At 60.9% G+C, this 24,358-nt stretch carries 26 protein-coding genes; 12 read left to right on the top strand and 14 right to left on the bottom strand.

What is annotated here, in order from left to right:
* Positions 1 to 163 precede the first annotated feature (163 nt).
* The 4 genes from MRY17_RS11120 to MRY17_RS11105 form a co-directional block, all read right to left on the bottom strand.
* Positions 164 to 1,321: an alpha-hydroxy acid oxidase gene (locus tag MRY17_RS11120; RefSeq protein ID WP_181285816.1), complete on the bottom strand. Its 1,158-nt coding sequence runs from the start codon at positions 1,319 to 1,321 to the stop codon at positions 164 to 166.
* A 68-nt stretch (positions 1,322 to 1,389) separates the two neighbouring features.
* Positions 1,390 to 2,103, bottom strand: a complete 714-nt coding sequence (locus MRY17_RS11115; RefSeq protein WP_243353766.1) for a DUF72 domain-containing protein — start codon at positions 2,101 to 2,103, stop codon at positions 1,390 to 1,392.
* Positions 2,100 to 2,531 (bottom strand): DNA methylase, encoded by a 432-nt coding sequence (locus tag MRY17_RS11110; RefSeq protein ID WP_191953326.1) that lies wholly within the window; start codon positions 2,529 to 2,531, stop codon positions 2,100 to 2,102. The genes MRY17_RS11115 and MRY17_RS11110 overlap by 4 nt, the downstream gene beginning before the upstream one ends.
* A 2-nt stretch (positions 2,532 to 2,533) precedes the next feature.
* The gene (locus MRY17_RS11105; RefSeq protein ID WP_181285813.1) at positions 2,534 to 2,743 is read right to left on the bottom strand and encodes a hypothetical protein; all 210 of its coding nucleotides are present in this window, start codon (positions 2,741 to 2,743) and stop codon (positions 2,534 to 2,536) included.
* Positions 2,744 to 2,939: 196 nt separating this feature from the next.
* Between MRY17_RS11105 and MRY17_RS11100 the strand changes: the two genes are divergently transcribed.
* On the top strand, positions 2,940 to 3,443 hold the full coding sequence (locus tag MRY17_RS11100; protein ID WP_181285812.1) for a DUF4142 domain-containing protein: 504 nt from the start codon (positions 2,940 to 2,942) through the stop codon (positions 3,441 to 3,443).
* 30 nt (positions 3,444 to 3,473) lie between these two features.
* Complete coding sequence (locus tag MRY17_RS11095) at positions 3,474 to 4,034, top strand: type 1 glutamine amidotransferase domain-containing protein (RefSeq protein WP_191955673.1); 561 nt, start codon at positions 3,474 to 3,476, stop codon at positions 4,032 to 4,034.
* Between the two features lie 64 nt (positions 4,035 to 4,098).
* Here the strand turns inward: MRY17_RS11095 and MRY17_RS11090 are convergent, their stop codons facing one another.
* Positions 4,099 to 4,293 (bottom strand): hypothetical protein, encoded by a 195-nt coding sequence (locus MRY17_RS11090; protein WP_181285810.1) that lies wholly within the window; start codon positions 4,291 to 4,293, stop codon positions 4,099 to 4,101.
* A 279-nt stretch (positions 4,294 to 4,572) separates the two neighbouring features.
* Here MRY17_RS11090 and MRY17_RS11085 point away from each other — a divergent pair, with 279 nt between their 5' ends.
* The gene (locus MRY17_RS11085; RefSeq protein ID WP_181285809.1) at positions 4,573 to 5,049 is read left to right on the top strand and encodes a hemerythrin domain-containing protein; all 477 of its coding nucleotides are present in this window, start codon (positions 4,573 to 4,575) and stop codon (positions 5,047 to 5,049) included.
* A gap of 86 nt (positions 5,050 to 5,135) precedes the next feature.
* On the opposite strand, the gene MRY17_RS11080 is transcribed toward MRY17_RS11085, so the two are convergent.
* Complete coding sequence (locus MRY17_RS11080) at positions 5,136 to 5,681, bottom strand: putative natural product biosynthesis protein (RefSeq protein WP_243353765.1); 546 nt, start codon at positions 5,679 to 5,681, stop codon at positions 5,136 to 5,138.
* A 61-nt stretch (positions 5,682 to 5,742) separates the two neighbouring features.
* Positions 5,743 to 6,126 (bottom strand): DUF2946 domain-containing protein, encoded by a 384-nt coding sequence (locus tag MRY17_RS11075; RefSeq protein WP_191953329.1) that lies wholly within the window; start codon positions 6,124 to 6,126, stop codon positions 5,743 to 5,745.
* Between the two features lie 180 nt (positions 6,127 to 6,306).
* Here MRY17_RS11075 and MRY17_RS11070 point away from each other — a divergent pair, with 180 nt between their 5' ends.
* The 3 genes from MRY17_RS11070 to MRY17_RS11060 all read left to right on the top strand — a co-directional run bounded on the left by MRY17_RS11070 (position 6,307) and on the right by MRY17_RS11060 (position 8,436).
* The gene (locus MRY17_RS11070; protein WP_065884732.1) at positions 6,307 to 6,915 is read left to right on the top strand and encodes an SCO family protein; all 609 of its coding nucleotides are present in this window, start codon (positions 6,307 to 6,309) and stop codon (positions 6,913 to 6,915) included.
* The gene (locus MRY17_RS11065) at positions 6,915 to 7,397 is read left to right on the top strand and encodes a copper chaperone PCu(A)C (protein ID WP_181285806.1); all 483 of its coding nucleotides are present in this window, start codon (positions 6,915 to 6,917) and stop codon (positions 7,395 to 7,397) included. The genes MRY17_RS11070 and MRY17_RS11065 overlap by 1 nt, the downstream gene beginning before the upstream one ends.
* Before the next feature lie 550 nt (positions 7,398 to 7,947).
* Positions 7,948 to 8,436: an HIT family protein gene (locus MRY17_RS11060; RefSeq protein WP_243353764.1), complete on the top strand. Its 489-nt coding sequence runs from the start codon at positions 7,948 to 7,950 to the stop codon at positions 8,434 to 8,436.
* 40 nt (positions 8,437 to 8,476) lie between these two features.
* Here MRY17_RS11060 and MRY17_RS11055 read toward each other — a convergent pair whose 3' ends face one another.
* Complete coding sequence (locus MRY17_RS11055; RefSeq protein WP_243353763.1) at positions 8,477 to 8,959, bottom strand: GNAT family N-acetyltransferase; 483 nt, start codon at positions 8,957 to 8,959, stop codon at positions 8,477 to 8,479.
* A 174-nt stretch (positions 8,960 to 9,133) separates the two neighbouring features.
* Here MRY17_RS11055 and MRY17_RS11050 point away from each other — a divergent pair, with 174 nt between their 5' ends.
* On the top strand, positions 9,134 to 9,469 hold the full coding sequence (locus MRY17_RS11050) for a hypothetical protein (protein WP_181283210.1): 336 nt from the start codon (positions 9,134 to 9,136) through the stop codon (positions 9,467 to 9,469).
* On the opposite strand, the gene MRY17_RS11045 is transcribed toward MRY17_RS11050, so the two are convergent.
* Positions 9,459 to 11,072, bottom strand: coding sequence for an ATP-binding response regulator (locus tag MRY17_RS11045; RefSeq protein WP_181283209.1), 1,614 nt, complete (start codon positions 11,070 to 11,072; stop codon positions 9,459 to 9,461). The two genes, MRY17_RS11050 and MRY17_RS11045, sit on opposite strands and share 11 nt — an antisense overlap.
* A gap of 113 nt (positions 11,073 to 11,185) precedes the next feature.
* Between MRY17_RS11045 and MRY17_RS11040 the strand changes: the two genes are divergently transcribed.
* The 4 genes from MRY17_RS11040 (at position 11,186) to MRY17_RS11025 (ending at position 17,365) form a co-directional block, all read left to right on the top strand.
* Complete coding sequence (locus tag MRY17_RS11040; RefSeq protein WP_181283208.1) at positions 11,186 to 11,785, top strand: LuxR C-terminal-related transcriptional regulator; 600 nt, start codon at positions 11,186 to 11,188, stop codon at positions 11,783 to 11,785.
* A 113-nt stretch (positions 11,786 to 11,898) separates the two neighbouring features.
* Entirely contained in the window at positions 11,899 to 13,140 is a 1,242-nt protein-coding gene (locus MRY17_RS11035; protein WP_243353762.1) for an exonuclease SbcCD subunit D C-terminal domain-containing protein, read from the top strand.
* Positions 13,137 to 16,775 carry an AAA family ATPase gene (locus tag MRY17_RS11030; protein WP_243353761.1) on the top strand — a complete coding sequence of 1,213 codons (3,639 nt, stop codon included), beginning with the start codon at positions 13,137 to 13,139 and terminating at the stop codon, positions 16,773 to 16,775. The genes MRY17_RS11035 and MRY17_RS11030 overlap by 4 nt, the downstream gene beginning before the upstream one ends.
* On the top strand, positions 16,772 to 17,365 hold the full coding sequence (locus tag MRY17_RS11025) for a glutathione S-transferase (RefSeq protein WP_243353760.1): 594 nt from the start codon (positions 16,772 to 16,774) through the stop codon (positions 17,363 to 17,365). Before MRY17_RS11030 ends, MRY17_RS11025 begins: the two co-directional genes overlap by 4 nt.
* A gap of 58 nt (positions 17,366 to 17,423) precedes the next feature.
* Here the strand turns inward: MRY17_RS11025 and MRY17_RS11020 are convergent, their stop codons facing one another.
* The 5 genes from MRY17_RS11020 to MRY17_RS11000 form a co-directional block, all read right to left on the bottom strand.
* Entirely contained in the window at positions 17,424 to 17,603 is a 180-nt protein-coding gene (locus tag MRY17_RS11020; RefSeq protein ID WP_243353759.1) for a hypothetical protein, read from the bottom strand.
* 154 nt (positions 17,604 to 17,757) lie between these two features.
* Complete coding sequence (locus tag MRY17_RS11015; protein ID WP_243353758.1) at positions 17,758 to 18,930, bottom strand: lactonase family protein; 1,173 nt, start codon at positions 18,928 to 18,930, stop codon at positions 17,758 to 17,760.
* Positions 18,920 to 19,207 carry a DUF5629 family protein gene (locus MRY17_RS11010; protein WP_181283202.1) on the bottom strand — a complete coding sequence of 96 codons (288 nt, stop codon included), beginning with the start codon at positions 19,205 to 19,207 and terminating at the stop codon, positions 18,920 to 18,922. The genes MRY17_RS11015 and MRY17_RS11010 overlap by 11 nt, the downstream gene beginning before the upstream one ends.
* 182 nt (positions 19,208 to 19,389) lie before the next feature.
* A complete protein-coding gene (locus tag MRY17_RS11005) occupies positions 19,390 to 21,765 on the bottom strand; it encodes an efflux RND transporter permease subunit (protein WP_191953338.1) in 2,376 nt (791 codons plus the stop codon).
* A gap of 15 nt (positions 21,766 to 21,780) precedes the next feature.
* A complete protein-coding gene (locus MRY17_RS11000; RefSeq protein ID WP_243353931.1) occupies positions 21,781 to 22,809 on the bottom strand; it encodes a WD40/YVTN/BNR-like repeat-containing protein in 1,029 nt (342 codons plus the stop codon).
* 332 nt (positions 22,810 to 23,141) lie between these two features.
* Here MRY17_RS11000 and MRY17_RS10995 point away from each other — a divergent pair, with 332 nt between their 5' ends.
* Complete coding sequence (locus MRY17_RS10995) at positions 23,142 to 24,257, top strand: Gfo/Idh/MocA family protein (RefSeq protein ID WP_243353757.1); 1,116 nt, start codon at positions 23,142 to 23,144, stop codon at positions 24,255 to 24,257.
* Positions 24,258 to 24,358 lie beyond the last annotated feature (101 nt).

The following is a 24,358-nucleotide window of genomic DNA, read 5'->3' as shown; positions in this document are numbered from 1 at the left end:
TGTCAAGCGCAAACCCTGCCCATACTGGACGCCGTTGAAAGTTGATCAAATATTGATCGCAGGTTAAATCGCCAATGCTGCCGGGGCCTTGCAAAGTTATCCACAGAGATACCCACGGTTTTCGTGGACAACTCTTTTTACTTTTTCAGGTTTTTTTTGCGTGTCAAACCCCGTCAGGAAACGTGCCAGGCAGCAGGATCTCGCGATTCACATCGCGTATATCGTTATAGCCACATAGCGCCATCGACACATCCAGTTCACGGGCAATGATCTCCAGCGCTCTGGTCACGCCCGCTTCGCCCATCGCCCCCAAGCCATACAGATGCGGGCGGCCGATCATTGTGCCCTTGGCGCCCAGTGCCACGGCCTTGAGCACGTCCTGGCCGGAGCGAATGCCCCCATCGAGCCACACTTCAATCCGATTGCCCACCGCCTCTACAATTGCCGGCAACTGGCTGATGCTCGACGGCGCGCCATCGAGCTGACGCCCCCCATGGTTGCTCACCACCAACGCATCGGCGCCGGTGTTGACCGCCAGGCGGGCGTCCTCCACATCGAGGATGCCCTTGATGATCAGCTTGCCGCCCCAGCACTTCTTGATCCACTCCACATCGTCCCAGCTCAGGCGCGGGTCGAATTGCTGGGCGGTCCACGCCGACAGCGAACTCATGTCGGCCACGCCCGTCACATGCCCGACGATATTGCCGAAACCACGGCGCCGGGTGCCGAGCATGCCCATCACCCAGCGCGGCCTGGTCATCATGTTGAGGATGTTCGGCAGGGTCAGCCTGGGCGGCGCCGACAGGCCATTGATCAAATCCTTGTGGCGCTGCCCCAGGATCTGCAAGTCCAGTGTCAACACCAACGCATCAACCCCCGCCACCTTGGCGCGCTCGATCAAGCGCTCGATAAACCCACGGTCGCGCATCACATACAATTGGAACCAGAAGGGCTGGCCGACATGCTCGGCGATGTCTTCCAGCGAACAGATGCTCATGGTCGACAAGGTATAGCGCAGGCCAAATGCCGCAGCGGCGCGGGCGGTCAGGATCTCGCCATCGGCGTGCTGCATGCCCGCCAGGCCGGTCGGTGCCAGGGCCACCGGCATGGCCATGTCCTGGCCAATCATACTGGCGCGAATCGAACGTTCATCGATATTGCGCGCCACGCGCTGACGGAACTTGATACGCGCAAAGTCGCTTTCATTGGCGCGGTAGGTGCTTTCAGTCCAGGAACCGGAATCGGCGTAGTCGTAGAACATGCGGGGTACACGTTTTTGCGCAAGCTTGCGTAAGTCTTCGATGGTTGTGATCAACGACATCGGGTCACCTCTCCCTGAACTGAACACTGAGAGTAACCGGCGTTCGCCCAGGCAACCAACCATTGCGTTTATGACTGGAGCTCCAGCAGGTCCAGGGCATCGGCGACCGCATGCCCGCTGGCGGTGTTATCGAAGATGCACCAGGTGGGAATGCCCTCTTCAATCGATTGGCCCAGCACCTGCGCATACGCCTGCACGCGCTCGTGCCCATAGGCACTGTGGTAAATCCGCGGCGAGCCATGCAGGCGCCAATAACGCACGCCGTGCCAGGCATCGCCTGGTGCGATCACGGCGGGGTCGGCGGTGACCCAACCGATCTCGAATGCCTGCAACAAACTCCCGGCCGCGAGCCAGCTGGCATGGCGCGGTTCCAGCACCACGGTACCGGCAAAACGTTGACGCAGCGCCTCGAAAAAAGCGCGGGCAATCAGCGGCTCATAACTCAGGGAGGGGGGGAGCTGGACCAACAGGCAGCCGAGCTTGTCGTCAAGCTGCAGGCATTGCGCGAGAAATTCGTCCAGAGCAGTTTCACATTCTTGCAAACGCAACTCGTGGGTGATCCGCTTGGGCACCTTGACTGAGAAACGAAACCCCACAGGCACCGACTCCCGCCAGCGCTCATAGGTTTTCGGCAAGTGGGGCCGATAAAACGAACTGTTGATTTCCACCGCATTGAAACGCGAGGCGTAGCGCTGCAAATGGGTGCCTTGCTCATCGAAGGCCGGCCAGTGTTCGCGGGGCAGGCTCCAGCCGGCGCAGCCCACATACAGCGGTGCGCTCAAAACAACACCGTGGCGGCATCGCGCATGAAAATCTCGACAGTCTTGGGACCGACGCCATCGAACTCGGCCAGACGCTTTTCGAACGCCTGGCGGTCATCGCTGGCCTGAAGAATCCGCGTGATTTTGCCGCTGTAGTCGGCATTGAGCTTGGCACTCAGGTCCAACAGGCGCTGTGCCGTGGTTTCGTCGTAACGCACGTAATGCGCGCGTCCCAACATCGCGACCAGCTCCCGCGAGGTGCAATGCTGCAATTTACGCGGTGTGTCGCGCCCCTCCTCTTCAACGATCACCTTGTACGCTTGCGCAGCAATAGGCGCCTGAATGCGTTTGCCCATCAGGAAACTGGCGATAAACCACTTGAACAGGCTGCTGTCATCGTCAGGCTTGAGCTCGATGCCCAGTTCCGACGCGCTGATGGAACGGGCCATGCTCACTGTCCCTTGCTGAGCTTCTCGTTGATGGCATTCGTCTGGCGCTCAAGCTCCTTGATCGAGGTCGGCGTCACGACTTTGTCGACGGTTTCGGTCTTGGGATTCGGACGTTCCAGGGTCTGCCCCTTAGTGCCGTCGGCATTGCCCTTTTGCGCATCTTCGGAGCTGATGGGGTCGGGGGTTTTATCGGCGGGTTTGTGATCAGTCACAGTGCAATCTCCTGGTAATGACAGGCCACCCACAGCGGCGGCCCTATGCAGCAGAACCCTGCGAATTTGGATTAGTTCAAGGAAATTGCCACGCCTGCCGTTCGGACAATGCGCGCAAAAAAAATTTAAACCTTTTGCCCCGGCATCGGTTCAACAGTCACGTAACGGCATCACGCCATTTCCAAGGAGAGACACCATGACAACTCGACTGATGAAACAAATGGGCCTGACCTTTGCGCTGGTTGCAGGCTCGATGTCCACCGCGATGGCCGCCACTTCCAACGACTTTGTGGAGAATGCCGCCCAGGGCGGTATCACCGAAGTGGAAGCCGGCAAACTGGCGCTGGAAAAAAGCGGCTCGGCGGACGTGAAAACCTTCGCGCAACATATGATTACCGACCATACCAAGGCCAATCAGGAACTGATGGCTCTGGCGAAAAAACTCGATATCGAAGTACCGGATGACGCCGCCCTGACCGACAAGGCAAAGAAAGCCATCCTGGAAATGCGCGATGAATCGTTCGACAAGGCCTACGCCAACAATCAAGTGGCGGCCCATGAAAAGACGGTTGAACTGTTCAAGAAAGAAGCCTCTTCCTCCGACAATGCCGAGCTGAAAGCTTTCGCCACCAAAACCCTGCCAACACTGGAGGCTCATCTGGAAAAGGCCAAGGCCCTGCAAAGCAAATACGCCAAGTAATCCACTCACCCATACAGGAGATATCCGCTTATGAGTGCGCAACTCAACGGTAAGAAAATCCTGATCATTACCTCCAACACCGGCATCGAGCGCGACGAGCTGCTCAAGCCTCTGCAAGCCTTGCGTGGCTACGGCGCGACCGTGACGCACGCTTCCAGCAAAGGCGGCATCGCCCAGACCTTCGTAGGCGATACGGAGAAGGACCAGACCGTGGAGTCCGACGTGCAACTGTCGGATGTAGTCGGCGGCGACTTCGATGCGCTGGTTATCCCCGGTGGCACCGTAAACGCCGACACCTTGCGCCAGGATACCGCCGCGCTGCGCTTGATCAATGAGTTCGCCCAAGCCGGCAAGCCCATTGCTGCGATCTGCCACGGCCCCTGGACGCTGATCGACGCGGGCGTGGTCAAAGGCAAGACCCTGACCGCGTATAAAAGCGTGCGTATCGACCTGGAAAATGCCGGTGCTGCCAGCGTGGTCGATGCCCAGGTGCAGGAATGCAACGCCAATGGCTGGACCTTGATCACCTCACGCACGCCGGACGATTTGCCGGCGTTCAATGAGGCCATCGCCAGGGCTGTAGCGGGCTGATCATTGCACAGCAATAAAAAAGGCGCCCCATGGGGCGCCTTTTTCCTGGCTGAACGCTCAGTGTTTATGCTGTTGCGCCGCGCTTGGGCCCGAACATCGCCCAGGCGATCAACCCCAGCAGGGGTACGAAGATCAGCACCACCACCCACAACCCCTTGGTCTCCCAGCCACCGGTGCTGCGCAACACGATATTGATTGCCCACAATTCCAACAGCAGCAGAATCACCGCCAGTACGATCCAGATAGTTTCGATTTGCATGCTTCACCTCCTGAAGTCTAAGGGTTAGGTCAAGCAAATGCGCCAAGGGTTCCATCCGATTGTTCGGCATCTCACGCCAACAGCAGCGACGGTTGTGCGTTGTGCAATCCCGGCAGCGCCCGATCATGCAAGCTGCACGACAACGAACCGGCAATAAATCTACAACTTTTTGATTTTAAAGATAAATATTAAGTCGAAAAAGTTGGTACGCCTGATGCAACAGGCTAACTCACGAGGCGTGCGTTTCGACACGCCCGACGACTACCCGTGAGGTTCCACATGAATGCCATCGACCTTCTCAAAGCCGACCATGAACGCGTCAAGACCCTGCTGACCCAGCTGAGCGAATCCACCGAGCGCGGGGTGAAAAAACGCACCGACTTGCTGGCCAAGCTGGAGATGGAAATCACCCTTCACACCAAACTGGAAGAAGAAATTCTCTACCCTGCCTTTAGAAAGGCCGGCGGCAAGGAACAGGACATCATGTACCACGAGGCCAAGGAAGAGCACCGCACCGTTGATTCACTGGTGCTGCCCGACCTGAAGAATACCGACCCTGCCTCCACCGAGTTTTCTGGCCGAGTGAAGGTGGTGAAGGAGCTGCTGGAGCACCACATCGAAGAAGAAGAAACAGAGATGTTCCCCCAGGCGAAGAAACTCTTGGGCAAGGCGATGCTGGACGACCTGGGCGCAGAGATGGAAGCGATGAAAGCGGCTTATAAAAAAGCCATGACGAGCAAGCCAATGGCCGCGTAAGGCCTATAGATCACCTCGGTCACTTCTTTGATTACCCGGCGACAGGGCCTGTTTACAGGCCCTGTCGCGTTATCCATCTCAACGTTTCACGGCACCGGCAACCACCCACTGAACGCGCCTCGCTCACTCAAGGCGCACCAGGCGAAGTCCCAGGTGGATACAGGTAATACTTGCCGCTCTGCGGCGCTCGGTTTGTCGACTTTCCAATTGAACAAGTTACCACCACGCCAGCTCAGAACGATCCCCAGCGCCTGGCTGTCGTCCGTGAGAATCCAGCGCGCGGCGGCGGCAGTCATGAAGGCGTCAATAAAATCGGCGTCGACCTGAGCGCGGTAAGGTGAACTCAACAGCCAGCGGCACAGATTCAAATGATAAGTCCAATCCAGCGGCGGCTGGTTGCGATACGCCCAGGTCATGAAACTGCGGAACAGATTCAAACCCTCCGGTGGATCAAGCTTGAGCAATGCCGGGCACACGTCGAACAAGCTATGCCAATGCGGTAGCAATCGTGCATCCAGATGCACGAAACAGCGGGCATTACTCGGGTAGTCAGGCGCAGCGGGTTCGGCGCGCGGGCGCCGGGCGGCCTTGCTGGTCAGGCGGACGGCGCCTGCAGGCAATCGAGGATTCATGGAGCGCACTCACAGTCGTGACGATAGAACGCCCCCCGTTATGGGAGGCCCGAGGCACACGTCAGAAGGCGGGGGAAGCGCGGGGGTTGGCGCAGGGCCAGGAATAACGCGGAGGGGCTTTATTGCGCCGCTCATGGGCAGCACGCGGCGCTTGCGTAAGGCCAAGCAGCCAGGCCAGGCCGATCAGAAATACGAGGGCAACGGTGACGGCGCCGCATACCGGGCAGGCAAAGTAGTTCGAGATGTTGCTGGAGGACGGGTCAGCCGACCCTTTGTCGGAAATCAACGGCTGACCGCCGTCCACCGAACAGAACTGACCGCCGATGCCATTGAGCTGTTGGCCCATCATCTGCCCGTGTCCCAAACCGCACACGAACAGGTTCACCAGTACGCAGAAGTACAAGGTCCAGGCGATCAGCGCACGGTCGGGGTAGCTCAATTTCATGGCCGCGACTCTACCACCGAAGGCGCAAAAGGATGAAGCGCAGCACGCCCCTGTGGCAGAACGTCGCAGATTACGCGCGATGCCCAGGGTTGCTAGACTCTGCACCCTTCTCGTTATTCCTTTTCCGAGCCGGGTGGGCAACCCCAGAGCCATTCAGGCGTTTCACAGGATGCACAGTTGATGAGTACGTTATTCACCCGCCGCAAAGTGCTGACCGGCATGGGCCTGTTGGGCCTGGGCAGCCTGCTGGGCGGCTGTGACTACAGCCCCAGGCTGGATTTCAAATACGGCAAGGACCTCAGTGACAAGATCATGGGGCGCACCTTCAAGCTCAAGAACACCGACGGCGAAACCGTCACCCTGAGCTCGTACCGTGGCCTGATGCCCGTGGTGTTCTTCGGCTTCACCCAGTGCCCGGCGGTCTGCCCGACCACCCTGGCACGCGCCGCCCAGGCCAAGAAACTGATGGGCCGCGACGGTGAAATCATGCAAGTGGTGTTCATCACCCTGGATCCCGAGCGCGACACGCCGGAAATTCTCGACAAATACGTCAAGGCCTTCGACCCCAGCTTCGAAGCCCTCTACGGCACCCCGGAAGAAATCGCCGTGGCCGCCAAGGAGTTCGGGATCTTTTATGAAAAGATCCCCGCCGGCGACACCTACACCCTGTCTCACACCGCCACCAGTTTCGTGTTCGATACCCGTGGCAACCTGCGCCTTGGCTTGCAGGCGTCCCTTACCGCTAAAGAGTGCGCAGAAGACCTGCTCACCGTCATGGAGGTCTGCTAATGACTGCCGTTCAACACCTCACGCGTCTCACCCTCGGCCTCGCCCTGCTCGGTATCGCGGCCCACGCCAGTGCCCAGGTACAAGTGAGCGACGCCTGGGTACGCGCCACCGTGCCTGGCCAGCCTTCCAGCGGCGCGTTCATGACCATTACCGCCGACAGCGACAGCCAATTGCTGCGCGTGGCTTCGCCGGTGGCCAAGGACGTGCAGATCCATGAAATGAGCATGAAGGACGACGTGATGCGCATGGGTCCGGTGGACTCGGTGGCCCTGCCCGCAGGCAAAGCCGTCAAGCTCGACCCGAATGGCTACCATGTGATGCTCATGGGCCTGACCGGCCAGATCAAGGAAGGCGACCAGGTGCCGCTGGCTCTGACGGTGAAAGATGCCAGGGGCGCAGAGCAAACCATCGAAGTGAAAGCGCCAGCCCGTGGTTTGGATGGGATGGACCATAGCCAGATGGACCACAGCAAGATGCATTGAAGTCGAGCCCGGTCAGAAATGTGGGAGGGGCCTTGCCCTCGACGAGCATAGGTATCTACATAACTCTGTAGCGCCCAAACGTAACCACGATGCGAAGCGAGCCGCTCTTGCTCTTGCTCTGCTTTTGATCTCAGGCGCCCCGTTAAACCACGCTGGCCGAACGCAGGCTTGAATCCGTGGGCAACCCGGCAGGACGCCGGGTTAGCCGCACTGGGCCATGGATGGCCCATTGCGGCGGCCCACGGATTCAAGCCGGAGAGAGGGCACACCGAGCCTAGGCGAGGTGCCGAGTGGTGGGGCAAGAGCCCTTTTGGTTACTTTTGGGGCTCTTTTCCAAAAGTGACCCGCTGTAAAAGCGGAACCATTAGCAGCCGTTACCGCAGAAACGGATATGTACTCGGTCTGATCAAGCATCCTGGTCGGACCTGAGGCCGCAATCGGGGGCAAGCCCCCTCCCACATTTGGACCGGGATATACACAAGATACCGGTCGGCTCCTGCGTGGAGAATACTTGCTATCCTGCCGCACCCGCCAACCTGGACGCGTGCTCATGCAAATAGACCCCGCTTACCGCTTGCACCAGACCGAACACTGGTTGCTCAACCATCATCTGACAACAAGGTTGCCGGGCTACCTGATGCTGGGCGCCAGGACGCCGACCGATTCGCTCGCCGACATGCCCGACGCCGCACTGGCCGAACTGGGTGGCTTGCTTGCCAGGGTCCAGCGGGTGATGGAAGCCCGGCTTCAGCCAAAATGGCTGTATATCAGCCGCTACGGCCATATGCCGGGGTTGCCGCTGCACTTTCATTTCATCCCGGTGTATGACTGGGTAGAGGATGCGTTCTGGCAGGATGAGCGCTATCGCACGCTGCAGGGTTTCGCCTCGCAGACACTCGCGCAAGACCTGACCGATGGGGCTGAGCTGACGCTGTTTGTGTGGCGCGAGTTTGGTGAAAGTGCCACACCACCGCAGGTGCAGGGGCCGTCAGTGACACAGGTAATCGAACGTCTAAGCGCAGCGTTCAAGACACAATGAACATCGAATGTGGGAGGGGCTTGCCCCTCCCACACGCGGATCAAGGCTGACTCATTGGCCGCAGGCGCTTCACCATGGGTACACACGCCAGCGCCAACCCAGACGGCGAACGATACACCGCCTGTTCGTCCCCGACGTATCCGCACGCCTTGTAGAAACTCACCGCATTGAGCGTCGCATCCAGCACCACCTCTTCTACTGCGATATGACGCGCGACTGTCTCCAGATGATCGAGCATTGCCTTGCCATACCCCCGCCCCGTGAATGCGGCGCGTACAAACAAGGCGCCGACTTCATTATTGGCAAGATCGAGCATGCCGGTGGCGACTGGCTCACCGTTCACACAGCCCAGGTAGAAGAGTTTTTCCATCAGCACGCCGTAGCCATCCTTCGCGCTGCCACGCGTCCAGAGCGCCATTTGCTCTACGGTGTAGGCACCGATGCAGTGGCCGAGAATGGCTTCACGACGAATTTCAAACGCGCAGTCGGCGTCATCTGGCGTAGCTCGTTTTATCTGCAACAAAACACGCTCCTTCCATGACCTCAATGTGCCATTAGTCCATGTGTGCTAATCGACCCGCCCCTCCCCCGGCGCTATATTCCCCGGCACTTGCGGCGCTCAACCAACACCGCGCATCGATGCGCGAGGGGTCGTTGCGCGCTGGAGAAACCAGAACAACCCCAAGGAAGAAGCACCATGAAACTCTACTCCTGCGTTACTCGCCTTGCCCTGCTCGGCGCCTTGATCATCAGCGTGGCTGGTTGCAGCAATATCAAGCCCACCGAAGACCGCCTCAAGACGCTGTCGGAGACCAATCTGGGTGAGCCCGTGAAACGTATCTCCAATGTGCGAAGCGATTCGATGACCACTTATTACATCGCGACCACTGCGTCCGGCGACTACAACTGTTTGATCTCAAGTGGGGTCGGTGGAGGACTGATGGCAATAGGAAGCTTTGGCCTCATAAAGCCCAACGCCATGTGCCAACCCAAGGGCGCGCGTGGCAACGCGATGACGCCGTTCATACAGTAACTTTTTCCTGGCTGAGATCACGCAACCTGCCGCGCAATTCGGCAGGGCGTACCGGTTTGGACAGAATGGCGATCTGACGATCGTGCAACGCGGCCTGGATTTTCTCCACGTCGTGCCCGGTGAGGATCAGCGCCGGCACCGCCCAGCCGCGCTGCCGGCGCAGGAGGTCGATGCATTCGATGCCGGTGGCGTGGTTGCCCAGGTCATAGTCGGCGACGATGATGTCGCAGTCGCTGACCAGGCCCTGCCCCGTGGACTCGGCCTGCACCTCGCAGCCCCAGCGTTCGAGCAGGGCCTGGGTGGCAAGCAGCACATTGTGGTCATCTTCCACCAGGCACACTTTCAAACCAGTGAGCAGGCCGGGCTGGCGTACGTCGTGACGCAATACCGGTTGAGCCGGCGCAGGGGCCAGGGCCAGGCCATGCAGACCCACCGACGTGCCACGGCCCACCCGCGAACGCAGGCTCACCTGCAGTCCCATCAATTGCCCCAGGCGCTTGACGATGGACAGCCCCAGGCCAACGCCTTCGACGTCCTTGTCGCGCAGTTGGCGCACGCGATAAAACTCTTCGAAGACCTTTGCCAGATGTTCCCATGCAATCCCCTGCCCCTGATCATGAACCTCTATCACCAGGCCGTTATCGCGGACACGCACCCCGATCAGCACGGGCCGCTGCGCACCGTACTTGAAGCAATTGGAGAGCAGGTTTTGCACCATGGTCGCCAGCATGCCCGGATCCACCAGCACCCAGTGAGCGCAAGGTCGCAAGCGCAACTCAACGCCCGCCCAGCGTGCGGCTTCGGCGTTCTGGCGCACCAGGTCAGCGAGAAAATCGCCCAGGTGGATCACCTGGTATTTGGGCAGCAGACGCCCGTTGTCCAGGGTGTAGAGGTCGAGAATGGAACGAAACAACTGCGACACGTTGAGCAGCGAGCGATCGATATTGTCCACCAGCCGCCGCTCTTCATCGCCCAGGCGGGCTTCGCGCAGGCAGGCGGTGAACAGGCCGATGGAGTGGATCGGCTGGCGCAGGTCATGGCTGGCCTGGGCGAGAAAACGGGATTTTTCCAGGTTGGCGGCGATGGCTTGCTCGGAGGCCTTGCGCGTGCGCTCCAGCAGGATATGCGCGTATATCGGGATCACCGTGCTGGTGATCATCAGCATCAGCACCACGAACGGCTGTGCCTGCCACCACGGCGTGAGCCGGTACACGATCAACAGCGCCAGCAACGCGAGCCCCGTGGCGATCGCCAGGTAGCGCGACCCGTAGCGCATGCCGTTGCCGAGGTTGACCCACACCATCACCGCATACAGCGGCAGCGCCGCCTCACCGCCCACTACCAGGCCAAACGAGGTACCGGTGTAGTCGTGGAGCATGCCGAGGATCCGCCGTGCCGGATAATGCCCCGGCCAACGCGCGATCACCTGGCGCAAGACAATGGACGCCAGCAGAAACAGGAAGATATACAGGATCACCGGCCAGTAGGTGTTCAGCGAATGCCCGGGCAAAAAACCCAGCACGCCTATATACACAATGGCGATAGTTGCCACCACGATGCGCAGGTTAGCCTGATCAAGTTCGGAGTTGGTCTCAAGACCCATGGGTTACGTCCTTGTTGTGATCGCCTTGACCCTCTGTACGAGCGAAGCGGGCATCGGGGCTCGATAATAAAACAGCATGCCTGCGCACAGCCATGCCCAGCAAGGAGCTCACCATGACCGGCCGGATCATTATCGCCGACGACCATCCGATGTTTCGCGAAGCCATGGCGCGCACCGTGCAACGCCTGCTCCCCGAGGCAGAGGTACAGGAAGCCGGCGACCTGGATGCGGTGCATGGGTTGCTGCTGGACCCGCGCGATATAGACACCCTGATCCTCGACCTGCGTTTTCCCGGCCTGACCTGCATCAGCCAGCTCGCCGCACTGCGCCGGCAACTGCGGCGCACCACGTTGATCGTTGTATCGATGGTGGATGATTCGGCGCTGATCGAACAGGTCATGGCCCTGGGCGTCGACGGTTTTATCGGCAAGAACATTGCTCCCGACGAGATCGGCCAGGCGCTGCTGGCGATCCGCGCCGGTGACGTACTGGTCAAGTTCGCCCCCTCAGGCCTCCTGCCGCTGGACACCCAGACTCTCACCCCACGCCAGCAGCAAGTGCTGCGCCTGATTGCCCAGGGCAAGACCAACAAGGAAATCGCCAAGGTGCTGGCTATCTCGCCGTTTACCGTGCGCATTCATGTGTCGTCGTTGCTGCGCAGCTTGAAGGTGAAGTCGCGGGCTGCGGCGGTGAAATATTCCGGGGAGTTCTAGGGACCAATGTGGCGGGAGCAAGCCCCCTCCCGAATTGACCTGTGTCGCTCAAGGCAGCGTGTTCGCATAACAGGTAAACTCCCCTTCTTTTCCTCTTCTTCCCGGAGTTCGCCTTGCGTCTGTTTCATACCTCCGACTGGCACCTTGGGCAAAATCTGCACGGCCAGGAACGCGACTTCGAACACGCCTGCTTCCTCGAGTGGCTCCTGGGCCAGTTAAAGACCCATCGCCCGGATGCGCTGCTGATCGCCGGCGATATCTTCGACACGGTCAACCCGCCGCTCAAGGCTCAGGAGCGGCTGTATGACTTCATCATCGGCGCTCACGAACAAAACCCGACACTGACGATTGTGATGATTGCCGGCAATCATGACTCAGGTTCGCGCATCGAATTGCCCGCACCGCTGATGCGGCGTCTGCGCACCCACGCCTTGGGCCGAGTGTTGTGGCTCGATGATGGCCAGTTGGATGCCGAACGCCTGTTGATCCCCTTGCCGGATGCCAAAGGCAAGATTGTCGGCTGGTGCCTGGCGCTGCCGTTCCTGCGCCCGGCGGAAGTCACCGGCGCGCAGTTGGGCGATGATTACCTGCGGGGTATCGGCCAGGTGCATGAATGGCTGATCGCCGCCGCCAACGCCAAACGCAAAAAGGGCCAGGCGCTGATTGCCATCAGCCATGCGCACATGGCCGGGGGTTCGGTGTCGGAAGACTCCGAGCGCAGCCTGATCATCGGCAATGCCGAGGCGCTGCCGGCCAACCTCTTCGATAGAAGTGTCGGCTATGTTGCGCTCGGCCATTTGCACAAGCCGCAGAAAGTGAATGGCGAAGAACGCATTCGCTATAGCGGCTCGCCGATTCCGCTGTCTTTTTCCGAAATCGGCTACAAGCACCAGGTGCTCGACGTGACGTTCCAGGGCGAAAGACTGGTCAGCGTCGAACCGCTGCCGGTTCCGCGCTCGGTCAACCTGCAACGCCTGGAAGCCGCGCCGCTGGCAGACATTCTCAAGCAACTGGGCGACCTGCCCGACGTCGACCTGCTCGCCGAAACCCAGCGCCACCCGTGGTTCGAAGTCCGGGTCCGCCTGGACGAACCCCAGCCGGACCTGCGCCAGCAGATCGAAACCGCCCTGCACGGCAAGGCCGTGCGCCTGGTGCGCATCGCCGCCGAATACGCCGGCATTGGCCGGCGCGAAGACGCTGATGAAGAGCGCCTGGTCGAACTCGACCAACTCACCCCCCAGCAATTGTTCAGCCGTGCCTGGCAGGACAGCTACGGCAGCGAAGTGGATGAACAGACCTTGAAGGACTTCGCCGTGCTGCTTCAGGAAGTGCAACAGGAGGGCGAGCAGCCATGAAGATCCTCGCCATCCGCCTGAAAAACCTCGCGTCCCTGGCCGGGCCGTTCGAGATCGACTTCACCGTCGAGCCGCTGGCCAGTGCCGGTCTGTTCGCCATCACCGGGCCGACCGGCGCCGGCAAGAGCACCCTGCTCGATGCGCTGTGCCTGGCGCTGTTTGGCGCGGTGCCGCGCCTGGGCGATACCGGCCAGGCCAAGATGCCGGATGCCGACAGCGACATTTCCATCGGCGACCCGCGCACTCTGCTCAGGCGAGGCACCGGCGGTGGCTATGCCGAGGTGGATTTCGTCGGCGTCAGCGGCCGCCGCTACCGTGCGCGCTGGGAAGCCAATCGCGCACGCGACAAGGCCAGCGGCAAGTTGCAGAACAGCCGCCAGAGCCTGATCGACCTGGACAGCGAGCAACTGCTGGCCAGCCAGAAAACCGAATACAAAACCCAGCTGGAACTGGCCCTGGGCCTGAACTTCGAGCAGTTCACCCGTGCGGTGCTGCTGGCGCAAAGCGAGTTCAGCGCCTTCCTCAAGGCCAACGACAACGAGCGCAGCGAACTGCTGGAAAAGCTCACCGACACCGCGCTCTACACCCAACTGGGCCGCCGTGCGTTCGACAAGGCCAGGGACGCCAGGGACGTGTATAAACAGCTGCAGGACCAGGCCAGCGGCGTGGTCCCCCTGGCCGCCGAAGCCCGCGCCGAGCTGGATCAACAGCTGAGCCAGGCACAACAGCAACTCAAGACCCACCAGGCCCAACTCAAGCAGTTGGAGTTGCAGCACACCTGGCTCAAGGAGCTGCGCGAATGGCAGGAGCGCCAGCAAAGCGCCGCCGAGCAGTTGCAGCACGCCCAACAGTTGTGGGACAGCCAAGGCCAACAGCGCCAGGGCCTGACGCGCCTGGACCAGCTTGCGCCGCAGCGCCATCACTTCGTACGCCGCGCTGAAATTGACGCATTGCTGGCCCCGCTCGCCGCGCAAATTCAACAGCACCTCGAGCAACAGACCGCGCTGCACAGCCGCCAGGAGCAGGCGCAACAACAGCAGGCCACCGCTCAATCGGCCCTGGCCCAGGCCCAGCAGAACCAGGCGCATGCCGCGCCCTTGCTGCGCCAGGCCTTCGAAGAACAGACCACCCTTGCCCACTTGACCAAAGAGCTGGCCAAGCGCACCGAGGACAAGCAACAGCACGAAAGCGCCTGCCGCGAAGGCCAAGTCTTGCTCAAAGGCCTGCAAGACACGCAGGCCCAGGTCGCCGAGCGCCTGCAAAGCCTGGCCGCCGAACTTGAGCGCAGCGCCACCCTCGCGCCACTGAGCGACGCCTGGACTGCCTACCGCGACCGCCTGCAACAGCTGATGTTGATCGGCAATCGCCTGAAGCAGGGCGAGGCCGAGCTGCCGCAACTTGAACAGCGCGCCAACGCCGCCGTCGAGCAGTTCACCCGGCAACGCGAAGCCCTTGACCTGCTGTACCAGGAGGCCGGCGCCGAACCGCATGCGGTGGCCGAACAGATTCAATTGCTCGCCAGCCTCCTGCAGGACAATCGCAAGCAACAACGCGCCTTCGAAGACCTGGCCCGTTTGTGGGACCGCCAGCAGCAGCTCGACACACAGGCCGGCACCCTGGCGCAAAAACTCACCGACGCGGCGCGGCAACGCGAACAGTTGAACCAGACCGGCCTGCAAACCAAAGCCGAACTGACGGTGGCCGAGCAAACCCTCACGGTGACCAAGCAACTGCTGGAGCGCCAGCGCCTGGCCCGCAGTGCCAGCGTCGAGGAACTGCGCGAACAGTTGCAGGATGACCAGCCCTGCCCGGTCTGCGGCAGCCACGAGCATCCGTATCACCAGCCCGAAGCACTGTTGCAGAGCCTGGGGCGCCACGATGAAAGCGAAGAGGCCACGGCGCAGCAAGCCGTCGACCGCCTCAAGGAAAAGCTCACCGAGCTGCGCGGCGAAGTGGGTGGGCTGATCGCCCAGCAAAAGGAATTCCTGGCGCAACAGGAACAGCTGGCATTGCAGCAACAGGCGTTGGCGCCAAGCCTTGAAGCGCACCCACTGTACGCGGCGCTGTTGAATCAGGATGCCGCCAAGCGCACGGACTGGCTGGCCCAGCAGCTGGCGCAATTGACGCAAAGCATCGCCCAGGACGAACAGCGCCAAGGTGCCCTGCTCAACCTGCAACAAAACGCCGGGCGTTTGCAGCAGCAGTTGCAAGCCGCCCAGGACGCCAGCCAGCAGGCCCGGCAAGTGTTGCTCGACCAGCAGCGCGCCCTGGCCAGCGACCGCGAGCGCCTCGATGGCGAACTCGCCGGCTTCGCCAGCCTGCTGCCCGCCGCGACCCTGGAAGGCTTGCGCAGTGAGCCGGCGGCGACCTTCCTGCAGCTCGACCAGCAGGTCAGCCAGCGTCTCGAACAACTGGGCCATCAACGCGATGAACTGGCCGAGCAGCAAGAGCGCCAGCAGGCCATTGAAAAGCAGCAGACCCATCAGCAGCATCGTCAGCAGCAATGGGAAGCCCTGACTCTGCAGGTCACCGAGCTCTGCACCGAGCAACAGGACCTCCAGGCCAGACTCAGCGCCTTGCTCGGCGAACACGAGAGCGCCGAACAGTGGCAACAGCAGCTGGACCAGGCCGTCGCCCAGGCGCGGCAAAGCGAAGCCGACGCCAGCCAGGAATTGCACGCGGTACACACGGCGCTGGTGCAACTGGTCGCCGATCTCAAGGCACGGCAGGACCACCAGCAGGCCCTGGAGGCAGAACAGCAAAGTCTGGATACGCGCATCAACGCGTGGCGCGCCGCGCACCCCGAGCTGGATGACGAAGGCCTGGCGCGCCTGCTGGCGGTCGACGAGGCTCAGGTCACCGACCTGCGCCAGCAGCTGCACACCCGCGAGAAAGCCGTCGAACAGGCCAGGGTATTGCTGCAAGAGCGCGAACAGCGCTTAACCGAGCATCAGGCCTTGCACAACGGCAACCTGGACGCCGAACAGCTGGACAACAGCCTCGCGGCGCTCAACCAGCAATTGGCCGAGGGCGAGAAGCACTGCGCCGAACTGCGCGCCCGCCAGGCCGAAGACCAGCGGCGTCAGGCTGCCAATCACGCGTTGGCCGAACAGATCGCCAAGGCCTATGAAGAATGGCAGCGTTGGGCCCGCCTGAATGCGCTGATCGGCTCGGCCACTGGCGACACCTTCCGCAAAATCGCCCAGGCCTACAACCTCGACCTGCTGGTGCACCATGCCAATGTGCAACTGCGCCAACTGGTGCGCCGCTACCGCCTTAAACGCGGCGGCAGCATGCTGGGCCTGCTGGTGATGGACACCGAGATGGGCGACGAACTGCGCTCGGTGCACTCGCTGTCGGGCGGTGAAACCTTCCTCGTCTCCCTGGCGCTCGCCCTGGGCCTGGCCTCGATGGCCTCCAGTACCTTGAAGATCGAGTCGCTGTTTATCGACGAAGGTTTCGGCAGCCTTGACCCCGAATCCCTGCAACTGGCCATGGACGCCCTGGACGGCTTGCAGGCCCAGGGGCGCAAGGTGGCGGTGATCTCCCACGTGCAGGAAATGCACGAACGCATCCCGGTGCAGATCCAGGTCAAGCGCCAGGGCAACGGCTTGAGCACCCTGGAGGTCAAGTGAGCGAGGCGCTGCTGTACTCGTTCCGGCGCTGCCCCTATGCCATGCGCGCGCGGTTGGCGTTGCGCTATTCAGGCGTACCGGTGGAGATCGTCGAGGTGAGCCTGAAGGCCAAACCCGCCGCCATGCTGGCGTTGTCGCCCAAGGGCACGGTGCCGGTGTTGAGCGTTGACGGCCGGGTGATCGAGGAAAGCCTGGAGATCATGCAATGGGCCCTGGCGCAGCACGATCCCGACGATTGGCTGCTGCAAGGCGATCCTCAGGTGTTGGCGCTGATTGCAGAGAATGACCAGGTGTTCAAACATCACTTGAATCGATACAAGTACGCCGAGCGCTACCCGGAACAGCCGATGGAACATTATCGGGCCGAGGGTGAGGTGTTCCTGCAGAAGCTGGAGGACTTGCTGGCGGACCGTGAGTATCTGCTCGCCGGGCACCTGAGTCTGGCGGATGCGGCGGTGGTGCCGTTCGTGCGGCAGTTCGCCCATGTGGATCGTGCATGGTTTGCGGGGGCGCCGTATCCAAGGTTGCAGGTTTGGTTGCAGCGTTTTCTGGAGTCACCGCTGTTTATCGCGGTGATGGCAAAGCCCTGAAACCAACATCAATCAACCTGTGGGAGGGGGCTTGCCCCCTCCCACAGGTTGATCTGTGTTAGCCCTGGATCTTGTGATCCAGCGCAGCATAGAAGTTGGCGCTTTGCTGCAGGTATTTCTGGGTATAGGCGGTGGTGCCGGATTTTTTGCCGGCGACTTCCACGCTGGCAGCAGCCGGCAGTGCAACAGTCGCGGAAACAGCGGAAGCGGCGATGATCGAGAACAGATTGAAGTTCATGGCGGTAACCCTCGTATGCGTTTCGTTGGATGGCCGGGAGGCCTTGGAAGCCAACTTACGCCCGAGGGTTGAACCTTAGAAATGCTTTGAAACAGTAGCCGTCATCAATAAAATTAATAGTTAAGGTCAGGCCCCGAATTTCGGGGCCTGTGGCTTATTGACGCACCAGGAACTTGAGATCGCTGGGCGCATCGATCGGCAATTTCTGCACGGTTTTACCCAGCAGGCCGGTCTTGGGGTCGCGCTCGACCACCACGATTTCATTGCTTTTCTGGTTGGCGATCAGCAGGAACTTGCCGCTCGGGTCCAGGCTGAACTCGCGCGGATGGTCGCCTTCGACCGAGCGACGCTGGATTTCCTTGAGGTGCGCGGTGGCCGGGTCGATGCTGAACACCACCAATTGATTGGCCGTGCCACGGTTGCTGACGTAAAGAAACTTGCCGTCATTGGAGGCGTGCAGCGCGGCGCCGGCTTTATCGGACACCGGCTGGCCGGCGGCGAAATCCACCAACTGGGTTTGCTCAAGCTTGCCATCGTTGTAGTCGAACACGGCCACCTGAGCGCTCATCTCGGTGGTCAGCCAGGCATGCTTGCCGTCGGCGCTGAACAGCAAGTGGCGCGGACCGCTGCCAGGCGGCAGTTGCACGGCGGCCGGCTCGGCCGGGGTCAGCGGCTGCTCGTGGTTGGCCTTGGGATCGTAGCGGTAGGCAAACACCTTGTCCGCGCCCAGGTCCTGCACATACACGTACTTGCCGTCCGGCGACGACACCACCGAATGCACATGGTTGGAGGCTTGGCGTTCGCGGTTCACACCGCTGGCCGGGTGCCCGCTCAACTGCACCGGTGCCGACAGCTTGCCGCTGGTGTCCACCGGCAAGATCGCCAGGCTGCCACCCGGGTCTTCGAGTACCGAATAGTTGGCGACGAACAGATAACGCCCATCGGCGGCCACGCTGGAATGGGTCGGCTCGTTGCCCAGGCTCTGCACCTGGTTGATCAGGGTGAGCTGATGGTTCTGCGCATCGATGCGGTAGCTGCTGACGCGACCGACCACATCGTCCTGGCCCGGACCGTTTTCATTGACCACAAACAGCTGCTTCTGGTCTTTGGAAATCGTCAGCCAGGACGGGTTGGCAGTTTTGGCCGCCAGCACCGGCTTGCCGCTGAATTGCCCGGTGCGGCTGTCGAACTGCAGGCGGTAGATCCCTTCGCTGCTGCCGGCGGTATAGCTGCCGACCAGCAATTCATAGGTGTCGGCCGGTGCAGCCTGCACCGACATCGCGCCGACACTGCCGGCCATTAACAGGGGCCAGAATTTACGCATCATCTGCTTCGTCCTCATCGTTATTGTTGTCGCCCTGGATGGCGCTCAGGCAGACCAGACGGTGTTCACCGTCGTCGTTACACAGCAACCAGCTTTGCAGGCTGTCATCAAAGGTCGCCGCATCCAGTTGTTCTGGACTGAAGGTCCAACGCTTGAGTTCCCGACCGTCCATGCTTTCGATCGACAGGTGCCGGTCAAACGTGAAGTCGAAGGCATGCAGCCCGTCGATGATCAGCATGTCGCTGGTGGCAAGGGCGGTGGTGAGGGTGTGGGCAGTCATGGCAGTCAATCATTTACGAGGAAGGTCGCAATGATAGCCCAAACCAATAATGTAGGAGCGAGGGGGACGCCTAGTTCTTGCTCGCGAAGAACTCACAGACAGCGCATTTATCCAGATGCACGCGTTATCGTTGACGTTTTTCGCGAGCAAGCACTAGGCGTCCCCCTCGCTCCTACAGTTTATCAGTGCGCAAACAACGAGTTGCCCTTCTGCCCTGCCAGCTTCTCGGGCTTGATCAGGAACCGCGCCAGTGCCGGCAGCAGCCACAACGCACCGAACATGTTCCACAGCAGCATGAAGGTCAGCATCAGGCCCATGTCGGCCTGGAACTTGATCGCCGAGAAAATCCAGGTGCACACGCCGATGGCCAGGCACAGGCCGGTGAACAGCACGGCTTTACCGGTGGACTTGAGCGTCTGGTAGTACGCCTCTTGCAGCGGCAGGCCGGCGCGCAGGAAACTTTCCAGGCGGCTGTAGATGTAGATGCCGTAATCCACGCCGATGCCCACGCCCAGGGCCACCACCGGCAAGGTCGCGACTTTCACGCCGATGCCCATGAACGCCATCAGCGCGTTACCCAGCACCGAGGTCAACACCAGCGGCAGCACGATGCACAGGGTCGCCGCCCAGGAACGGAAGGTGATCATGCACATGGTCGCCACGCACAGGTACACCAGGATCAGGATGATCAGCTCCGACTCCTTGATCACCTCGTTGGTGGCGGCCTCAATCCCGGCATTACCGGCGGCGAGAATGAATTCCAGGCCGTCCTTGTTGTTCTCCCTGGCGAAGTCCTGCACCGCATGCACCGCACGGTCCAGGGTCTCGGCCTTGTGGTCGTTGAGGAACACCAGCACCGGCGCCAGCGAGCAATTGTTGTTGTACAGGCCATCGGCACGGGCGATGGAGTTGTTCAGCACGTCGGGGTTGCGCGACAGGGTTTCCCATTTCAGGTTGCCCTCGTTCATGCCCTTGATCATCTGCTTGGACACGGTCACCAGGGAGATCGCCGACTGCACGCCCTCGGTGTTCTGCATTTTCCACATCAACTGGTCGATGGGCGCCATGGCCTCATAGCGCGAGCAGCCCTCAGCCTTGGTCTTGACCATCACCACCAGCACGTCGGAGCTGGTGGAGTAATTGTTGATGATGAAGTTGTTGTCTTTGTTATAGCGCGAATCCGGGCGCAGTTCCGGTGCCCCCTGGTCGAGGTCGCCGATTTTCAGGTTCTGGCTGTACCACAGGCCGCCGCCAAAGGCGATCAGGGCCAGCAGCACCGACACCGGGGCGACTTTGGGGCTGGCGAATTTGGCCAGCAGCCGCCAGAACGGATGCTCGCGATTTGCATCTTTCTTGCTCTTGGCGATGGCGCGCTTGCTGATGCCGACGTAGGAAATCGCCACGGGCAGCAGAATCAGGTTGGTGAACACGATTACCGCCACGCCGATGGACGCGCCGATCGCCAGTTCACGGATCACGCCGATGTCGATGATCAGCAGCGTGATAAAGCCCACGGCGTCAGCGAGGATCGCGATCATCCCCGGCAGGAACAATTGCCGGAAGGTGCGCCGTGCGGCAGTCAATGCGTTGTCCGCCTCGCTGGATTGCAGGGCGATGCCGTTGATTTTCTGCACGCCGTGGGAAATGCCGATGGCGAAGATCAGGAACGGCACCAGCATTGAATACGGGTCCAGTCCGAAACCGAAGAAGTGCATCAGCCCGAGTTGCCAGACCACCGCCACCAATGTCGTGCTCAACACCGCAATGGTGCTGCGCAGGCAGTTGGTGAACCACAGCAGCAGAATCAGGGTGATGACGAACGCAACGCCGAAGAACAGCACCACCATCACCAGGCCATCGATCAGGTCGCCGACCTTTTTGGCAAAGCCGACAATATGAATCTTGACGTTGGGGTTCTGGGCTTCGAACTTGTCGCGGATCTTGTCTTCGAGTTCATGGGAGAACTTGCGATAGTCCAGAGCCAGCAATTTGCCCTGGTCCTGCGGATCCGGGTAGGACTCCAGCAACGGGATATCGACGATGCTTGACTTGAAGTCGTTGGCCACCAGCCGTCCGACCTGACCGGACTTGAGCACGTTATTGCGCAACTGGTCGAGGCTTTGCGGCGAGCCGTTGTAGCTTTGCGGGATCACTTCACCGCCGGCGAAGCCTTCTTCGGTGACTTCGGTCCAGCGTACGCTGGGGCTCCAGAGCGACTTGAGGCCCGAGCGATCGACACCGGAAATATAGAACACCTCGTCGTTGATCTGCCGCAGGGTTTCCATGTACTCCCGGGTGAAGATATCGCCGTCCCTGGCCTCCACCGAAATACGCACCGTGTTGCCCAGGTTGGCCAGGTCATTACGGTGCTCCATCATCTTTTCGATGAAGGGGTGCTTGAGGGGGATCATCTTTTCAAAGCTGGTGGACGGGCGAATCAAGGTCGCCTGCCAGAACAGGAAGACACTCACCAGCAGGCAGATGACGATCACTGCCGGGCGGTTGTTGAAGATCAGGCGCTCAAGAAAGGTCGCTTTATCGTTGTGATGACTGCTCATGCGTTCCCCGCCTTCTTATTGTTTTTTTGGTTCAGCGCCGGTGTCGGTGGCCACACGCACACCACCCTGCCCGACCAGAATCAAGTTGCCATTGCCTGCGGCCGTCACTGCCGAAAGCGAAATCCGGTCCGGGCGGTTGAATACGCTGAAGGTCTGGCCATCGTCGTGGCTGACCACCACGCTGCCGCCGTTGCCCACCACGACGATGGAACGGTCATCGAGCAAGGTCGCACCCGACAGCCCGAATTCGAGAGCGCCACGGGCCGCATTCAACTCGACCTGCTCCCAGGTGCCGCCGAAGTCGCTGGAACGGTAAAGGTTGCCGCGCAGGCCGTAGGCCAGCAGGGTGTGCGGCTGAGCGGTGCCGAGCACGCCAAACAACGAGCCCTCATAGGGACCTTCGAGTTTTTCCCAGGTCTGGCCGTCATCGCTGGAGCGGAACATGCTGCCCTGCTCACCGACGATAAACAGGCCGGCGTCCTTGATCGAGGCGATAGCGTTCAGGTGGAACTGGTCTTCGTTGTCGAGACGGTCACTGACGTCTTCCCAGGTCTTACCGCCGTCAGTGGTTTCGATCAGCGCACCGTAGGCGCCTACGGCCAGGCCGTGATTGGCGTCGTTGAACCACACATCGAGCAACGGCGCTTCGCGCTTGAGGTCCTGGTATTGCTGGGTCCAACTGGCGCCGCCGTCGCTGCTGGCAAGGATTTGCGCATCATGACCAACCGCCCAGCCGTGCTTGTCATCGACGAAAAACACCGCCGTGAGCAGTTGCCGGGTGGGGACTTTGGCCTGGACCCAGGTGCCACCCTGGTCGTCGGAATAGAGAATATGCCCGCGATCACCCACCGCCACCAGGCGCTGGCCGGCGTGCACCACGTCAATCATCAGGCCTCTGGCGGCCTTGGGGGATTCAATCGCAAAAGTGGTATCGCTGGCGGCCTGGACGACCGTCGGCAATGCGACAGCGCCAAACAGCGAGAGCGCTGCGGCCAGCAACGCAACCTTGCGTGCGGCGCGTGGGCGGCAAACAACCCAACCCATGACAGGCTCACTCATAGACCTTTCTCCCATTTATTATTGTTAGGTCGTGTCGCCTGGCGCAGGGCTCTGAAACCTGCAATCTAGAGCGCCTGGGGCAAGCACGGGCCATCCTATCGGGCTTTCGAATCGTCTGACAATCGGTGCTACGTTATCTTTTGTTAACTGGCGGCAGTTGGCCACAAGCTGAATATCCCTGCATCAGCTGAAATGATGATTCGTCTGCGCCTGTGATCGCTGCACGTCTAATGAATTTTTATTCCATATCTTGATTTTTGAGAATATTTATTCCATTAATGCGCCTCCTGAAAACAATAATCCAAAGGACCACGGCGATGCGTGAACTCGGAATCGGCTTGATCGGCACAGGCTTCATGGGGCGCGCCCACGCGCTGGCGTTCAACAACGCCCGGGCGGTGTTCGAACTGCCCGTCACGCTGACACTGGCGGCGCTGGCCGATGCCGACACCGAGCGCGCGCAGCATTGCGCCAGTGCCTGGGGGTTTGCCCAGGCCCATGCCGACTGGCAGGTGCTGATCGACAATCCCAAGGTCGATGTGGTGGCCATCACCACGCCCAACCATCTGCACTACCCCATGGCCATGGCCGCGATTGCGGCAGGCAAGGCGGTGTATTGCGAGAAGCCGCTGGCGGTCAGCCTGCAACAGGCCGATGCCATGCGTCGAGCGGCCGGCGCGGCCGGGGTAGTGACGCGGGTGGGCTACAACTACCAGCACAACCCGATGATCGTGCTGGCGCGACAGATGATTGCCAGCGGCGAGCTGGGCGAGATCATCAGCTTCCAGGGCGAGTTCAGCGAAGACTTCATGGCCGATCCCGCCTCGCCCTGGTCATGGCGCTGTGAGGTGGAACACGCCGGCGGCGCACTGGCGGACCTCGGCAGCCATCTATTGTCGATGGCCCACTATCTGGTCGGCGAGGTGGTCAGCGTGTGCGCCGATACCCAGACCGTCCATGCGCAACGGCCGGCCTTCAAAGGCAGCAGTGAATCGAAAGCCATCGCCGTGGATGACCAGGTGCATGCCCTGCTGCGTTTCGCCAATGGCGCACGCGGCACAGTGAGCAGCAGTTGGCTCAAGCACGGCTATAAAAACCACCTGAGTTTTGAAATCAGCGGCACCCTGGGCACGCTGGCGTTCGATCAGGAGCGCTTGAACGAACTGCGCCTGTGCCGCGTCGGCCAGGACGGTTTCCAGCGTCTGCTCGCCGGCCCCGCCCTGCCCGGTTATGCCGCGTTCAGCCCGGCGGCGGGGCATCAGTTGGGGTATAACGAGCTCAAGACATTGGAGGTACACGAGCTGATCATGGCGCTGGCGGGTCAAGGTGGTGATGGCACTGATTTTGAAGCGGCGTGGGCGGTAGAGCGGTTGGCGACGGCGATTCGGATGGCTGCTCATGAAGAGCGCTGGGTAAAAGTGGGCACGGTTTGAAAATGTGGGAGGGGGCTTGCCCCCGATGGCGGTGGGTCAGCCAATGATTCGGTGACTGACACACCGCTATCGGGGGCAAGCCCCCTCCCACATTTGGTCTG

The organism is Pseudomonas orientalis, from assembly GCF_022807995.1.
In the GTDB taxonomy this organism is placed as follows: Bacteria; Pseudomonadota; Gammaproteobacteria; order Pseudomonadales; family Pseudomonadaceae; genus Aquipseudomonas; species Aquipseudomonas orientalis_B.
The sequence above is the reverse complement of the archived record's forward strand: the minus strand, read 5'-3'. Positions and strand labels throughout refer to the sequence as shown.

Excerpts from the sequence above, each read along its gene's own strand:
- MRY17_RS11120 (WP_181285816.1), bottom strand. The coding sequence starts at position 1,321 with ATGTCGTTGATCACAACCATCGAAGACTTACGCAAGCTTGCGCAAAAA.
- MRY17_RS11110 (WP_191953326.1), bottom strand. The coding sequence starts at position 2,531 with ATGGCCCGTTCCATCAGCGCGTCGGAACTGGGCATCGAGCTCAAGCCT.
- MRY17_RS11100 (WP_181285812.1), top strand. The coding sequence starts at position 2,940 with ATGACAACTCGACTGATGAAACAAATGGGCCTGACCTTTGCGCTGGTT.
- MRY17_RS11095 (WP_191955673.1), top strand. The coding sequence starts at position 3,474 with ATGAGTGCGCAACTCAACGGTAAGAAAATCCTGATCATTACCTCCAAC.
- MRY17_RS11090 (WP_181285810.1), bottom strand. The coding sequence starts at position 4,293 with ATGCAAATCGAAACTATCTGGATCGTACTGGCGGTGATTCTGCTGCTG.
- MRY17_RS11085 (WP_181285809.1), top strand. The coding sequence starts at position 4,573 with ATGAATGCCATCGACCTTCTCAAAGCCGACCATGAACGCGTCAAGACC.
- MRY17_RS11080 (WP_243353765.1), bottom strand. The coding sequence starts at position 5,681 with ATGAATCCTCGATTGCCTGCAGGCGCCGTCCGCCTGACCAGCAAGGCC.
- MRY17_RS11075 (WP_191953329.1), bottom strand. The coding sequence starts at position 6,126 with ATGAAATTGAGCTACCCCGACCGTGCGCTGATCGCCTGGACCTTGTAC.
- MRY17_RS11070 (WP_065884732.1), top strand. The coding sequence starts at position 6,307 with ATGAGTACGTTATTCACCCGCCGCAAAGTGCTGACCGGCATGGGCCTG.
- MRY17_RS11065 (WP_181285806.1), top strand. The coding sequence starts at position 6,915 with ATGACTGCCGTTCAACACCTCACGCGTCTCACCCTCGGCCTCGCCCTG.
- MRY17_RS11060 (WP_243353764.1), top strand. The coding sequence starts at position 7,948 with ATGCAAATAGACCCCGCTTACCGCTTGCACCAGACCGAACACTGGTTG.
- MRY17_RS11050 (WP_181283210.1), top strand. The coding sequence starts at position 9,134 with ATGAAACTCTACTCCTGCGTTACTCGCCTTGCCCTGCTCGGCGCCTTG.
- MRY17_RS11045 (WP_181283209.1), bottom strand. The coding sequence starts at position 11,072 with ATGGGTCTTGAGACCAACTCCGAACTTGATCAGGCTAACCTGCGCATC.
- MRY17_RS11040 (WP_181283208.1), top strand. The coding sequence starts at position 11,186 with ATGACCGGCCGGATCATTATCGCCGACGACCATCCGATGTTTCGCGAA.
- MRY17_RS11030 (WP_243353761.1), top strand. The coding sequence starts at position 13,137 with ATGAAGATCCTCGCCATCCGCCTGAAAAACCTCGCGTCCCTGGCCGGG.
- MRY17_RS11020 (WP_243353759.1), bottom strand. The coding sequence starts at position 17,603 with ATGAACTTCAATCTGTTCTCGATCATCGCCGCTTCCGCTGTTTCCGCG.
- MRY17_RS11015 (WP_243353758.1), bottom strand. The coding sequence starts at position 18,930 with ATGATGCGTAAATTCTGGCCCCTGTTAATGGCCGGCAGTGTCGGCGCG.
- MRY17_RS11010 (WP_181283202.1), bottom strand. The coding sequence starts at position 19,207 with ATGACTGCCCACACCCTCACCACCGCCCTTGCCACCAGCGACATGCTG.
- MRY17_RS11005 (WP_191953338.1), bottom strand. The coding sequence starts at position 21,765 with ATGAGCAGTCATCACAACGATAAAGCGACCTTTCTTGAGCGCCTGATC.
- MRY17_RS11000 (WP_243353931.1), bottom strand. The coding sequence starts at position 22,809 with ATGGGTTGGGTTGTTTGCCGCCCACGCGCCGCACGCAAGGTTGCGTTG.
- MRY17_RS10995 (WP_243353757.1), top strand. The coding sequence starts at position 23,142 with ATGCGTGAACTCGGAATCGGCTTGATCGGCACAGGCTTCATGGGGCGC.